The 13,751-nt window shown below is 67.9% G+C and carries 13 protein-coding genes; 10 read left to right on the top strand and 3 right to left on the bottom strand.

The window, feature by feature from the left end; translation table 11 throughout:
* Positions 1-29: 29 nt before the first annotated feature.
* Both argJ and FHR95_RS05075 read left to right on the top strand, forming a co-directional pair.
* Positions 30-1,259, top strand: a complete 1,230-nt coding sequence (argJ, locus tag FHR95_RS05080) for a bifunctional glutamate N-acetyltransferase/amino-acid acetyltransferase ArgJ (RefSeq protein WP_183313608.1) — start codon at positions 30-32, stop codon at positions 1,257-1,259.
* Positions 1,260-1,334: 75 nt separating this feature from the next.
* The gene (locus FHR95_RS05075) at positions 1,335-2,282 is read left to right on the top strand and encodes a Nudix family hydrolase (protein ID WP_040187532.1); all 948 of its coding nucleotides are present in this window, start codon (positions 1,335-1,337) and stop codon (positions 2,280-2,282) included.
* Positions 2,283-2,403: 121 nt separating this feature from the next.
* On the opposite strand, the gene FHR95_RS05070 is transcribed toward FHR95_RS05075, so the two are convergent.
* Together FHR95_RS05070 and FHR95_RS05065 are read right to left on the bottom strand one after the other, a co-directional pair.
* On the bottom strand, positions 2,404-3,306 hold the full coding sequence (locus tag FHR95_RS05070) for a carbon-nitrogen hydrolase (protein WP_183313607.1): 903 nt from the start codon (positions 3,304-3,306) through the stop codon (positions 2,404-2,406).
* 51 nt (positions 3,307-3,357) lie between these two features.
* Positions 3,358-4,413: an agmatine deiminase family protein gene (locus FHR95_RS05065; RefSeq protein ID WP_183313606.1), complete on the bottom strand. Its 1,056-nt coding sequence runs from the start codon at positions 4,411-4,413 to the stop codon at positions 3,358-3,360.
* Between the two features lie 152 nt (positions 4,414-4,565).
* Here FHR95_RS05065 and FHR95_RS05060 point away from each other — a divergent pair, with 152 nt between their 5' ends.
* Positions 4,566-5,807, top strand: coding sequence for a lipoprotein-releasing ABC transporter permease subunit (locus FHR95_RS05060; protein WP_040187528.1), 1,242 nt, complete (start codon positions 4,566-4,568; stop codon positions 5,805-5,807).
* Positions 5,808-5,814: 7 nt separating this feature from the next.
* The gene (locus FHR95_RS05055; protein ID WP_425485265.1) at positions 5,815-6,537 is read left to right on the top strand and encodes an ABC transporter ATP-binding protein; all 723 of its coding nucleotides are present in this window, start codon (positions 5,815-5,817) and stop codon (positions 6,535-6,537) included.
* Positions 6,538-6,595: 58 nt separating this feature from the next.
* Here the strand turns inward: FHR95_RS05055 and FHR95_RS05050 are convergent, their stop codons facing one another.
* A complete protein-coding gene (locus FHR95_RS05050; protein WP_183313605.1) occupies positions 6,596-7,132 on the bottom strand; it encodes a DUF2062 domain-containing protein in 537 nt (178 codons plus the stop codon).
* A gap of 127 nt (positions 7,133-7,259) precedes the next feature.
* On the opposite strand from FHR95_RS05050, the gene FHR95_RS05045 reads away from it, so the two are divergent.
* The 6 genes from FHR95_RS05045 to FHR95_RS05020 are packed head-to-tail and all read left to right on the top strand — an operon-like array spanning position 7,260 to position 13,744.
* Entirely contained in the window at positions 7,260-9,566 is a 2,307-nt protein-coding gene (locus tag FHR95_RS05045) for a DNA internalization-related competence protein ComEC/Rec2 (RefSeq protein ID WP_183313604.1), read from the top strand.
* 38 nt (positions 9,567-9,604) lie between these two features.
* The gene (locus FHR95_RS05040; RefSeq protein WP_246378381.1) at positions 9,605-10,318 is read left to right on the top strand and encodes a MotA/TolQ/ExbB proton channel family protein; all 714 of its coding nucleotides are present in this window, start codon (positions 9,605-9,607) and stop codon (positions 10,316-10,318) included.
* The gene (locus tag FHR95_RS05035) at positions 10,315-10,737 is read left to right on the top strand and encodes a biopolymer transporter ExbD (RefSeq protein WP_040187523.1); all 423 of its coding nucleotides are present in this window, start codon (positions 10,315-10,317) and stop codon (positions 10,735-10,737) included. The genes FHR95_RS05040 and FHR95_RS05035 overlap by 4 nt, the downstream gene beginning before the upstream one ends.
* Positions 10,734-12,473, top strand: coding sequence for a lipid A export permease/ATP-binding protein MsbA (gene msbA / locus FHR95_RS05030; RefSeq protein ID WP_183313603.1), 1,740 nt, complete (start codon positions 10,734-10,736; stop codon positions 12,471-12,473). The genes FHR95_RS05035 and msbA overlap by 4 nt, the downstream gene beginning before the upstream one ends.
* 3 nt (positions 12,474-12,476) lie before the next feature.
* A complete protein-coding gene (gene lpxK, locus FHR95_RS05025; protein ID WP_183313602.1) occupies positions 12,477-13,514 on the top strand; it encodes a tetraacyldisaccharide 4'-kinase in 1,038 nt (345 codons plus the stop codon).
* Between the two features lie 20 nt (positions 13,515-13,534).
* A complete protein-coding gene (locus FHR95_RS05020) occupies positions 13,535-13,744 on the top strand; it encodes a Trm112 family protein (RefSeq protein ID WP_040187517.1) in 210 nt (69 codons plus the stop codon).
* Positions 13,745-13,751 lie beyond the last annotated feature (7 nt).

Here is a 13,751-nt window from a genome sequence, read left to right as displayed (position 1 = left end):
CGCTCCCGGCCAGGACAGGAGATGAGACGATGGCAGTAGGCGAGACGCGTTTTCCGGCGATGCCGGTAATCGAGGGGCTACGGTTGGGCACCGCCATGGCCGGCATCAAGAAGCCCGATCGCCGTGACCTGGTCGTGATCGAGATTCCCGAGGGGGCACGGGTATCCGGCGTTTTTACCCGCAATGCCTTCTGCGCGGCGCCGGTGACGGTGGCCCGTGAGCACCTGGCCACCTGCATGTCCCACGGCGAGGGAGCGCGTTACCTGGTGATCAATACCGGCAACGCCAACGCCGGTACCGGCAAGACGGGTCTCGAGGACGCGCGGGCGACCTGTGCCGAGCTGGCGCGGTTGGCCGGGGTGGGCGAGCAGAGCGTGCTGCCGTTCTCCACCGGGGTAATCGGTGAAGCGCTGCCCATGCAGCGCCTCCTGGCGGGCCTGCCCGCGGCCCTGCAGACCCTCGACCATGGTGCGGACGCTTGGCGTGACGCCGGCGAGGGCATCCTGACCACCGATACGCGGGCCAAGGGCGCCAGCGTGACCCTGGCGATTGGCAACGAAACCGTGACCATCAACGGTATTGCCAAGGGGTCGGGGATGATCCGCCCCGATATGGCGACCATGCTGGCGTTCGTGGCCACCGATGCGGCGCTGGAGCCGGCGCTCCTCGACCAGCTGCTGCAAGAGGCGGTGGAGCGCTCCTTCAACTGCATCACCGTCGACAGCGATACCTCAACCAACGATGCCTGCGTGCTGATCAGCACCGGACGTGGCGCCGCGGTGGAAGGCGAATCGGGTTTGACGATCTTCCGCAACGGCCTGCAGCGAGTGATGACTGAGCTGGCCCAGGCGGTGATTCGCGACGGCGAGGGAGCGACCAAGTTCGTGACGCTCCAGGTCGATGAGGCGTGCAGCCGCCGTGAGGCCTTGGACGTCGCCTTCACCGTGGCCCACTCGCCGCTGGTCAAGACGGCCCTCTACGCCAGTGACGCCAACTGGGGTCGGATCCTCGCCGCCGTGGGGCGTGCCCCCGTCGAGGCGTTCGACGTGAACCGGGTCACCATCGATCTCGGCGAGGTACGGCTGGTCGAGGATGGCGGGCGCGCCTCCGGCTATACCGAGCAGGCCGGTAGTGCCGTGATGTCCCGCGAGGAGATCGTTATCCGCATCGCCCTCGGGCGCGGTGAGGAGAGTGCCACGGTGTGGACCTCGGACCTGTCCCACGACTACGTGACCATCAACGCCGACTATCGTAGCTGACCGGCGTCAGTGGTCGGTGCCAGACAGCAACCCCGCGCGGCTGCGTGGACAAGCGGGTAGGAGTCAATGAACGCAATGGTGAAGAGAAGGGTGCATGTAGCGGCGGCTGCCATCATCAGTGCCGACGGACGCGAGGTGCTCCTCGCGCGTCGTCCCTCCAACGTCGATCATGGAGGACTCTGGGAGTTTCCCGGCGGCAAGCTGGCTCCCTACGAGACCGGCCTTGAGGCACTCAAGCGCGAACTCCACGAGGAGCTTGGCGTCGAGATCCGGCGGGCACAGCCGCTGATTCGCATCCACCACGAATACTCCGACAAGCACATCCTGCTGGACGTCTGGCAGGTGCATGACTTTGCCGGTGAGCCCTTCGGCCGCGAAGGGCAGGCGGTACGCTGGGTACCCATGATGGAACTGGTGAACTACCCCTTCCCGGCGGCCAACCTGCCGATCCTGCGCGCGGTCATGCTGCCCACCGAGTTCCTGATCACCGGGGAAGAGGCCGATGAGGCTCGGTTCATGGAGCGTCTGGGCCGCGCCCTCGACGAGGACGGTGTCCGCCTGGTTCAGCTGCGGGCCAAGTCGCTGGGGGAGCTGGACTACCTGAAACGCGCCGAGCGGGCCCTGGCACTCTGCCACGAGCGGGGCGCGAGGCTGGTGCTCAATGGCGAGCCCTCGCTGCTGGAGGCCGTGGCCGCCGACGGCATTCATCTCACCAGCGACCGGCTGATGAGCCTGGAGCGGCGCGCCTTGCCCGAGGGCAAATGGCTCTCCGCCTCGACCCATGATCGTCGGCAGCTGGATCAGGCGCGTCGCATCGGCTGCGACTTCGTGACGTTGTCGCCACTGCGTACCACGCCCTCCCATCCGGATGTGGCGCCGATCGGCTGGCATGATTTCCAGCAGCTGGTCGAGCACGCCGGCATGCCGGTCTTCGCGCTGGGCGGCATGACGCGCTTCGACGCTCACCATGCCCGTGCCGTGGGCGCCCAGGGCATCGCCTCGATCCGCGATTTCTGGAAATGACCGGCTTCGCTGGCGCTTGAAGCCATCAGCTGGAAGCTGGAAGAAAAACCGCCCCATGGCCTTGCCATGTGGGCGGTTTTCTTGACGCTCTCTTCAGCTTTCAGCTCTGCGCGAAGCGCGATCAGTCCCGGTAGCGTCGCGTCAGATCGCCATAGGCGTCGATCCGGCGGTCCCGCAGGTAGGGCCAGATCCGCCGCACCTCCTCGCTGCTGCCCATGTCCAGGGTGACCAGCATCCGCTCCGCTTCTTGGCCGGCATGGGCGAGCAGCTCGCCCTGAGGGCCACAGATGAAGCTGCCGCCCCAGAAGTCGATGCCCGGGGTGGCGCCGGAGGGGTCCGGCTCGTGGCCGACCCGATTGGCGACGATCACCGGTAGCCCGTTGGCCACGCCGTGGCTGCGCTGGATGAGGGTCCAGGCCTCTTTCTGGCGCTGCTTCTCCGGGGTGTCGTCCGGCGGGTGCCAGCCGATGGCGGTGGGGTAGAGCAAAAGCTCCGCGCCGGCCAGGGCCATCAGCCGCGCCGCTTCGGGGTACCACTGGTCCCAGCAAACCAGCACGCCCAGGCGGCCGAGCGAGGTGTCGATCGGCTGGAAGCCCTGATGACGGGCGTCGTCCTGATCCCCGGGGGTGAAGTAGAACTTCTCATAGAAGCCCGGGTCGTCGGGGATATGCATCTTGCGGTAGTGGCCCACTCGGCCGCGGTCGCGATCGTAGACCACCGCGGTATTGTGGTAGAGGCCGGCCGCACGACGTTCGAACAGCGACCCCACCAGGACGATGCCGAGCTCCTCGGCCAGCGCCGCCAGCCGCGTGCCGGTCGGGCCGTCGAGAGGTTCGGCCAGGTCGAAGACCTCGCTCTCCTCGGTCTGGCAGAAGTAGTGGGTGGCATGCAACTCCTGAAGCAGCACCAGCTGGGCGCCGGCGCCGGCCAGTTCACGGATGCCGGCCTCGCTCTCGTCGAGACTTCTGGCCTTGTCGGGCCAGGCGGGCTGCTGAACCAGGCCCACCTTCAGATGACGGGACATGATGAGGTTTCCTTGTGTAGTCATACTCGAGGCTAACCCGGCGCCTCTTGTTCAGGTCATGGGAGTCGCTTGCATGCTGAGGCTGCCTCGAGGCAGCTGCATGGTCAGGCAGTGCAGGCTGCCATGCTGGCGGATCACGCTGAGGCAGTCGATGGGAATGATGTCGCGGTCGGGAAAGGCCTCGCCCAGCGCGGCGAGGGCGCGGCTGTCGGCGTCCTTGCCATAGACGGGGACCAGCACCGCGCCATTGATGATCAGGAAGTTGGCATAGGTTGCCGGCAGCCGATGGCCGTCGACCGGATCATGGCAGGCACCCGGCCAGGGCAGGGGAATCAGTCGATAGGGTGCACCGTCGGCGCGGCGCAGGGCGTGAAGCTCGTCCTCCATGGCGACCAGTGCCGGGTAGTGCGGGTCGGCCGGGTCATCACACCTGACGTAGGCCAGCGTGGTCGGGTCGCAGAAGCGCACCAGCGTATCCACATGGCTGTCGGTATCATCACCCTCGAGATGGCCGTTGGCCAGCCACAGCACCCGTGTGACCCCGAGGTCCGCGTTCATGCATGCTTCAAGGGCCATCCTGTCGAGACCGGGATTGCGGTTGGGGTTGAGCAGGCAGGCCTCGGTGGTCAGCAGGGTACCCTCGCCATCGGTGTCAATAGCGCCGCCCTCGAGGACCAGATCGCGGGCTTCGATCGGGCAGGCGAAGGTGCCGGCCTCCGTCAGGCGGCGCGTCAGCGTGTTGTCGCGGGCGGCCTCGAACTTGCCGCCCCAGCCGGTAAAGACATAGTCGAGCAGCCGCAGCGAACCGTCTCGCATCACGCCGAGGGGGCCATGATCACGAGCCCAGGTGTCGTCGGCAGGCGCGACCACCAGTGTCAGGCGCGTGGGCTCGACACCCAGGCAGGCGAAGCGATGCGTCAGGTGGCTGCGGGTCGCGGCATCCGGCACGGCGATCAGTACCATCTGGTAGCGTGCGATGGCGACCACCAGGGTTTCCATGGTCGCCTCGATACGCTCGAGCAGCGGGGCCCAGTCGCTGTCGGGGCTGGGCCAGGTGAGTTGCACGGCATCCTGGGGATACCATTCGGGAAGCAGACGGTGGGCCATGGGCAGGTCTCATGCGGGTCATCTCGGGTCGTGCCGGCGCAATGTAGGCTGCCGCCGGCAATCATGCAATGATCACGCAAACGCCGGGTGCCAGCGATGCAGCAGATGCCGAAAAACCGTACCATGGGCGCCCGCCGACAAGGAATGTGCCCATGTTTGACCGTCTCCCCTTCCTGATCGGGCTGCGCTACGTGCGCGCCAAGCGACGCAATCACTTCATCTCCTTTATCTCGCTGACCTCCATGCTGGGGCTCATGCTGGGTGTCGCGGTGCTGATCCTGGTGCTCTCGGTGATGAACGGCTTCGACCACGAGCTGCGTACCCGGGTGCTGGGCATGGTGCCGCACACCAAGATCGAGGCGCCGGGCGGGTTGACCGACTGGCGGCCGCTGGCCGAGCGCCTAATGCAGCGCGAGCGGGTGGTCGGCGCCGCGCCCTATGTCGAGCAGCAGGGCATGTTCTCGGTGGGCGGACGCAACGAGGGGGCGATGGTCATCGGCATCGAGCCCGAATGGGAAAGCCGGGTGTCGATCATCGACGACAACATGCGCCGCGGTCGCCTGGATGATCTCACCGCCGGTGAATGGAACGTCGTGCTCGGCTCGCTCCTGGCGCGACGCCTGGGCGTCGGCGTGGGCGACCGCGTGACGCTGCTGGTGCCCGAGGCTTCGATCACCCCGGCCGGCGTCTTTCCGCGGCTCAAACGCTTCACCGTGAGCGGCATCTTCAGCGTCGGCGCGGATCTGGATGCCTCCCTGGCCTATGCCCATATCGACGACATGCAGACCCTGGCACGGCTGGGCGACGCCGTGGGCGGCCTGCGCCTGGAACTGGACGACCTGTTCGCCGCGAGTAGCGTCACCCGCGATATCATCGACGAGCTGGGCGCCGGCTTCCGCGGGCTCGACTGGACCTACTCGCACGGCAATCTCTTCCAGGCCATCCAGATGGAGAAGCGCATGATCGCGCTGCTGCTGACGGTGATCATTGCCGTGGCCGCCTTCAACATCGTCTCCACCCTTGTGATGGTGGTCACCGACAAGCGTGCCGACATCGCCATCCTGCGCACCATCGGTGCCACGCCGCGCTCGATCATGGGGATCTTTATCGTCCAGGGTCTGGCGATCGGCGTGATCGGCATCCTGGTGGGCGTGACCCTGGGCGTGCTGCTCGCCTTGACCGTGTCGGACCTGATCGGCTGGGTGGAGAGCACCTTCGGCATCCACTTCCTCGACGCGGGGGTCTACTTCATCAGTGATCTGCCGTCACGGCTGATCTGGAGCGATGTGGGCAACATCGTCTTGGCGGCCTTCGTGCTGACCTTCCTCTCCACCCTGTACCCGGCCTGGCGTGCGGCCCGGGTGCAGCCTGCCGAGGTGCTGCGCTATGAGTGAAACGGCCATGACCCCACGACAGGAAGCGGGCTCCCGGGCGGGGCAAGTGATGCTCGAATGCCGCGACCTGACCCGAGTCTATCGCGAGGGTCCGCGGGACCTCACCGTGCTCGATGGCCTGGCGATGCAGGTCCTGGCCGGCGAGCGCGTGGCGGTGGTCGGCAGTTCCGGCTCCGGCAAGACCACGCTGCTCAACCTGCTGGGGGGGCTGGACCGCCCGAGTCACGGCGAGGTGCGCATCGCCGGCGAGTCGCTGCTGGCGCTGGGTGACGCCGACCTGGGGCGCTTCCGCAACCGCCACATCGGCTTCGTCTATCAGTTTCACCACCTGCTCGCGGAATTCACCGCCCTGGAGAATGCCGCCCTGCCGCTGATCGTGCGCGGCCAGCGCAAGCGGGTGGCCGAGCAGCGCGCCCGGGCGCTGCTCTCCAGGGTCGGCATGGCCGAACGCGCCGACCACAAGCCGGGTGAACTCTCGGGAGGCGAGCGCCAGCGGGTGGCGATTGCCCGGGCGCTGGTCACCGACCCCAGTCTGGTGCTAATGGATGAGCCCACCGGCAACCTCGACCAGTCCACGGCGGCGAGCATCCTGGCGCTGATGGACGAGCTCGCCAGCAGTGCGGCCTGTGCCTTCGTGATTGTGACCCATGACCCGGCATTGGCCGCCCATCAGGATCGCGTCCTGCGGCTCGACGGCGGTCGCCTGGTGGAACAGCCGGACGACGACTGAGGCGTCGCGAGTCTTACGGGGCCTCGGCCCACGTCCCAACCAGAGCCGCTACCGAGGGTCACTCGTCGCGAGGGGGCCGTCGGTGTCGCCGGCGTCGACGTGCCTTCCAGCTTCGCGACACCTGCCAACGCCAGATGAGGCGGATCGCCAGGTTGGCCAGGGCGGCAATCGTTACGGCCGCGACCAGCGACCCCAGCGCTAGCGTGGGCAGGATATCGACCAGCTTTTCGGCGATCCAGCGGGTCGAGATCCGGTCCGGCGCCTGGCGAGCCGGCATGTCCAGCAGCCAGGCCCCCAGACGGTAGTTGCCATAGAAGATCAACGGCATGGTCAGGGGGTTGGTGATCCACACCAGGCCAATGGCGAGCGGCAGGTTGCAGCGAACCAGCCAGGCGCCGAAGGCGGCCACCAGCATCTGGAAGGGAATCGGCAGCAGGGCGCTGAACAGTCCCACGGAGAAGGCGTTGGCCACGCTGCGTCGCGTCAGGACCCACAGCGAAGGGTTGCCGATCAGGTGGCGGATGAAGCGCAGGGAGCGTCGCCGCCTGACGACATCGGGATGGGGCAGGTAGCGCTGCAGTAGTCGGCGCGGCATTGGCGAAGGCTCGCGGCTTCCAAACCCGAGCTATTATCCATACAAGTCGCACGCCTCGCCATGGTGCCCCTCATGTGACACGGCAGGGGCGGGTGTGTCGGCTTGGATGCCGCTCAGGGGCGATGTCATGCAGTTGGGCCTGGCCATACCCCTGGCACTCGCCGTCTTGGCCGGTGTGCTGGGGAGCCATCTCGCAGCGCCAATGCCGTGGGCCGTTGAGGCCCTGGCAGTCGGCCTGCTGTTGGCGGTGAGCGGTCGCCAGCCGGGTCTCGCGATGGCGCTGGCGGTGGTGGCGCTGGTGGCGGCCCAGCTGCTGATGATGCGCGGTGGCGAGCTTGCTCCCGGATTGACCCGTCAGGATCTGCGGCTGGAAGGGCGCCTGATCTCGGTGGATAGCGACACGCGTCTTTCACGACTGGTACTGGACGTCGCCGAATGTCGCCCACTGGCAGAACAGTTGCCTGCTTGCCGGGATCTCGAGCGGGTTCGGCTGTCTTTCTTCGATGCCCCGGCCATGGTGCCCGGCGAGCGTTGGCGATTGACGGTGCGCCTGCGTCCACCGTCGGGCTTCGCCAACCCCGGGACCTTCGACTATCGCGGCTGGCTGTGGCGGGAGGGTGTCCAGGCCAGCGGCTATGTGCGCCGTGAGCCACCCCCACGCCGCCTGGCCAGTGCCCCTTTCTCGCTGCGTCGCCTGGCGCTCGCTCATCTCGACGAACAGGCGCTGTCGCCGCGCCACCGGCGCTGGCTTGCGGCGCTCACCCTGGGGGCGAGCGAGCGGCTGGAGACGCACGACTGGGAGCTGCTCAATGCCACCGGCACCACCCACCTGATGGTGATCTCGGGGCTGCACGTGGGGCTGGTGGCGGCCTTTGCCCTGTGGATGGCAAGGGGGCTGGCGCGCCTGGTCATGCCCGGGTCATGGCGTCTGGCGGTCTGGCCCTGGTGGCTCGCGGGGGTCGCGGCGGTGGGCTATGCCGGCCTGGCCGGCCTGGAACCTCCGGCACTGCGTGCCATGATCATGACCCTGGTAGGGCTATGGGTGGCCAGCGGGCGCCACGCCCCCGCGCCCTGGCAGGCCTGGTGGCTGGCCCTAGCACTGGTATTGCTGGCTGATCCGCTGTCGGCGTGGCGTCCCGGGCTCTGGCTGTCGTTCGCTGCCGTGGCATGGCTGATCCTCATCTGGCAAGGGAGGCCACGCCCGCGCGGGGTCACCGGCTGGCTGTGGGCCCTGACCCGCTCCCAGCTGTTGCTGGCGCCGCTGATGGCCGCCGCGGTGCTGCTGGCCTTCGACCGCCTGGCCCCGGCGGCCCCGCTGGTCAACCTGATTGCCGTTCCTTTGGTCAGCAGCCTGCTGGTCCCCCTGGGGCTGCTGGGATGGCTGACGGCCTGGCTGCCGCCGCTCTCGGCACTGTGCTGGAGTCTTTTCGGTCTACTGGCCGACGGGCTGGCAGCGCTGCTGAGCCTGGCCGCCAGTTGGCTGCCGCTCTGGCGACCGCTACCGTCCCGGGTCGTCCCGTCAGGATTGGCGCTGGGGCTCGTGGCCCTGCTCTGGGGGCTGCCGGGCCTGGTGTCGCGGGTGCGGCTGGTCGCGACAAGCCTGTTGCTGCTGCTGGTCCCGCTCGGCCTCGCCTCGTCGTCGCCGGTGCCTGCCGACGGGTTACTGCGCGTCCGAGTCCACGACGTGGGGCAGGGCCAACTGGTCGAGCTGCGTACCGCCAACTATCGCGCGCTCTATGATACCGGGCCGCGCTTCGGTTCCGGCTTCATGCCACTCGCGTCCCTGTGGCCGCCGGGACAGCGCTTCGACGATGTCATCATCAGTCATGCCGACCAGGATCATGCGGGCGGCCTGCCGGCCCTGCGCGAGCAGCATCGGGTGAAACGCTTCCTGGCCCCGTCCAGCGAGACACTCGACGTACCGTTCGAGCCCTGCGAGGCAGGGCGTGAGTGGCGCCGCGATGGCGTGCTCTTCCGCCTGCTCTGGCCACCGGCCGATAGCGCCGACCTCTCGTCCAACGACCGCTCCTGCGTGCTGCTGGCAAGTGCTGGCGAGGATCACCTGCTGATCACCGGGGATGTGGGGCGTGATGTCGAGCGGCGCCTGCTGGGCGGACTTCCGCCGACGGTAACGCTGCTGGTGGCCGGGCATCATGGCAGCGCTACCAGCTCCGGCATCCTGCTGGTGCGACATCTGGCACCCCTGCATGTGGTCTTCAGCGCGGCGCGTGACAACCCCTTCGGCCATCCGGCAGGCCCCGTCGTGCGCCGCTTTCGTGACGTCGGCAGTTGCCTCTGGAGTACCGCGCTGGACGGTGCCTTGACCCTGTGGCTCGGCGATGACGCCCCTCTCGACGTCCGTACCGAACGACCCGCCGCCTGGCGGCAGAGCGGTGTCGGAGGAGGCTGCCTTGCGTTAGAATCGCCTCACTGACGGCCGGTTCGGGTCGGTCATCTGCAAGGGGAAAGCGCATGGACATGATGGATGCCCTGATCGCCGGCGGCTGGCTGATGGTGCCGCTACTGGGTTGCTCGCTGGCGGCCACGGTGATCATCATCGAGCGCTTGTGGACCCTCAGGGCGCGTCGCATCGCCCCCTACGGGCTGGGCCAGGAAGTCTGTCGCCTGGTGGCGCGCGGTCAGGTCAACCTCTACTGGCTCGAGGGGCACTCACCGCTGGGGGGTGTGCTCGCCGCCGGGCTGCGCAATGCCCGGCTCGGCCACGAGCAGGTGCGTGCCCGTCTGCAGGAGGCGGCCACCGCCGTGATCCATGACATGGAGCGCTTCCTGAGCCCGCTGGGTACCATCGCCGCCATTACCCCGCTGATTGGCCTGCTGGGCACCGTGGTGGGCATGATCGAGGTGTTCGCGGTGATCGTCACCGGCGACGGTGCCAGCCGCACCGCCGACCTGGCCGGCGGCATCTCCCGTGCCCTGGTCACCACCGCGGCGGGCCTCACCGTGGCGATCCCGTCGCTGATGTTCCACCGCTACTTTCAGCGTCGGGTCGAGGACATCACGGTGCGCATGGAGGAGCAGGCCGGCCAGGTCGTCGAGTACCTCGCCCATTATCCGGGCGAGCTGGTGCTCGCCGAACGGCACGGCGACGAGTCGCGGCCTGGCCAGCGCGGCGACGAGCCATTGGAGGCCGATGGGCGCATTGCGCCGAGGGTGAAACAGCCGTGAAGTTTCCCCGGCGGCGACGCGACCCGGTGGAGGTCAATCTGACGCCACTGATCGACGTGGTCTTCCTGCTGTTGATCTTCTTCATGGTCTCGACGACGTTCGAGACCCGCCAGGCGCTGGAGCTGGAGCTCCCCGAGAGCGAGAGCGGGCAGGCGATGGAGGCGGCGCCGGTGACCGTCGTGGTGACCGGCGAAGGCGACTATCGGCTGGGCGAGCGCGTCCACACCGCCGGGACGCTGGGCGACGCGCTGGCCGCCGAGGCCGAACAGGCTCGCGAGCACGGGCTGGTGATCGAGGCCGACGGGCGCGCCGCACACGCCGCCGTGGTGCGCGTCCTGGATCGTGCCGCCGGCCTCGAGATCCGCCGCGTACGGATTGCCACGGCAGCGGCGGCAACCACTCAAGCGGAGACACCGTGAGCGAACATTCCGGTTGGACCCTCTACAAGCGCCTATTGGGTTATGTGAAACCTTACTGGCGGGCCTTTGCCCTGGCGATCCTTGGCTATGTTATCTATGCCGCCTCGAGCACCGCGCTGGCGGAGATGATGAAGCGCCTGATCGACGGCATCCAGAATCCCGACGCCGCCTTTCGACTCTTCCTGCCGCTGTTCGTGGTGGGCATGTTCGCGGCCCGCGGGCTCGGTACCTTCCTGGGCACCTATTTCATGAGCAGCGTGGCCCGCAACCTGGTGCATGCCCTGCGCTGCGATGTCTTCAACCATATGCTGCATCTGCCGGGACGTTTCTTCGATGACCACTCCACGGGGCATCTGATCTCGCGGGTCACCTACCACGTCGAGCAGGTCACCGGGGCCGCCACCAAGGCGGTCACCATCCTGCTGCGCGAAGGGCTCTTCGTGATCGGCCTGGTGCTCTACCTGCTGTGGACCAACTGGATGCTGACGCTGCTGTTTCTGGCCGTGACCCCGCTGATCGGTGGCGTGGTCAGCTATGCCAGCAAACGCTTCCGGCGCATCTCGCGGCGTATCCAGCGCTCCATGGGCGATGTTACCCATGTGGCCTCCGAGGCCCTTTCCGGCTACCGGGTCGTGCGGACCCACGGCGCCGAGGCCTACGAGAAGTCGCGCTTCGCCGCGGCCAGCGAGGTCAACCGCCGCCAGAGCATGAAGGAGGCGTTGACCAAGGCGATCAGCACGCCGGTCATCCAGTTGCTGGTGGCGCTGTCGCTTGCCCTGTTGGTGTGGCTGGCGATGTCGCCGACCCTGCTTGACGCAATGACGCCGGGCGAGTTCGTGGCCTTCGTTACCGCTGCCGCGCTGATGGCCAAGCCGGTTCGCCAGCTCACCGAGATCAACAGTGAGATCCAGAAGGGGATTGCCGCCGCCGGCGAGCTCTTCGGCCTGCTCGAGGAGCCCCCGGAAAGCGACGAGGGCACTCGAGACCCCGGTCGACTCGCCGGCCGTGTCTGCTTCGAGGGGGTCCGCTTTGCCTATGGCGATGACCAGCCCGAGGTGCTCAAGGGCATCGACCTGGCGGTGAAGCCCGGCGAGATGATTGCCATCGTCGGCCGCTCCGGCAGCGGCAAGTCGACCCTGGTGGGCCTGCTGCCGCGCTTCTATCAGCCGACCGCCGGGCGCATCCTGATCGATGAGGTGCCCCTGGATGCCTTTCGTCTGCAGCCATTGCGCCGCCAGATCGCCCTGGTGTCCCAGCAGGTCACGCTGTTCAATGCCAGTATCGCCGACAACATCGCCTATGGGATCGATGACCCGGATCCGGCGGCGATCGAGACCGCCGCCCGGGCTGCCCATGCCCACGAGTTCATCGAGCGCATGCCGGGGGGCTACCACGCCCTGGTCGGCGAGAACGGCGTGATGCTCTCAGGCGGCCAGCGTCAGCGCCTGGCGATCGCCCGGGCGATCTTCAAGGATGCGCCGCTGCTGGTGCTCGACGAGGCCACCTCGGCGCTGGACAGCGAGTCGGAGCGCCATATCCAGGCGGCCCTGGAGGAGGTCTGCCGGGGACGCACCACCATTGTCATCGCTCACCGCCTTTCGACCATCGAGCGCGCCGACCGCATTCTGGTGCTTGAGCAGGGCGAGGTGGTCGAGCAGGGCAGTCATGCCGAGCTGCTTGAACGGGACGGGGCCTATGCGGCGCTGCATCGGCTGCAGTTCCAGGAGCCGGCCTGATCCATGCTGGCGCGTCTCGGCGAGCACTGGCTGGCGGCCGCCTATCGCGGGGACGCCTGGCTGGCCGCCCTGCGGCCGCTGGAGGCCCTTTATCGCCTGGCCGTGCGGCGTCACGCCGCGGCCTTCGCGACGGGCAGGCGGGCCGTCTGGGAGGCGCCGGTGCCGGTGGTGGTGGTCGGCAACGTCACCCTGGGGGGCACGGGCAAGTCGCCACTGGTGGCCTGGTTGGCGCGCTTTCTTGTCGAGCGTGGCTGGTCACCCGGCATCCTGTCGCGCGGCTATGGCGGCCACAGCGACCACTATCCGCTGCTGCTGGACGCCGATACGCCGGTCGCCGTGTGCGGCGACGAACCTCGCATGCTGGCCGACCAGACGCGGCTGCCGGTGGTGGTCGACCCGGATCGCGCCCGTGGCGCCAGGCGACTGCTGGCGGCGGGATGCGATATCCTGATCGGCGATGATGGCCTGCAGCACCTGGCGTTGGGCCGTGACCTGGAACTCGTGGTGGTCGATGGACGCCGCGGCTTCGGCAATGGTCGCTGTCTGCCGGCCGGGCCGTTGCGCGAGCCGCTGTCGCGACTCGATGAGGTGGATGCCGTGGTGATCAACGGCGAACCGGCTTTCGAGCCTCCGGCCGGTGCCTATGGCATGGCCCTGGTACCCTCGGCCTGGCGTCGCCTCGGTGATGGCAGACGGGTGCCGCCCGCCTCGCCCCCTTTTGCGGGGCCGGTGCATGCCCTGGCCGGTATCGGTCACCCGGCACGGTTCTTCGCCACGCTGGAGGCGTTGGGTGTGCAGCCGATCCCCCATGCCTTTGCCGACCACCACCGCTTCACCGCCTCGGACCTGGCCTTCGTCGATGAGCGGCCGCTGGTGATGACGGCCAAGGATGCGGTGAAGTGTCGGGGGCTGGCAGCCGACGACAGCTGGGTCCTCGAGGTGGAGGCCCGGCCCGACGACGCCTTTATCGACTGGCTGCAGAGGCGGCTGATGTCACTCTCAACCCAGGCGGCGCAGCGAGCAGCCCGCGCCGCCACCTGAAACCCACCCGAGGGGGAGTCATGGACAAGGAACTGCTGGCAATGCTGGTCTGCCCGCTGTGCAAGGGCAAGCTCAAGTACCAACGCGAGGCCGGCGAACTGGCCTGTCGCTTCGATGGGCTCGCCTATCCGATACGTGACGGTATCCCGGTGATGCTGCCCGAGGAGGCCCGAGCGATGGACGTCGATGAGAAACTGCACGACTCGCCCGGGCGCACCGGCGAGTCCTGAGGAGGTC

Origin of the sequence: Halomonas fontilapidosi (assembly GCF_014192285.1) — a bacterium.
Lineage (GTDB): Bacteria > Pseudomonadota > Gammaproteobacteria > Pseudomonadales > Halomonadaceae > Halomonas > Halomonas fontilapidosi.
This window is presented reverse-complemented; position numbering and strand designations above follow the sequence as displayed.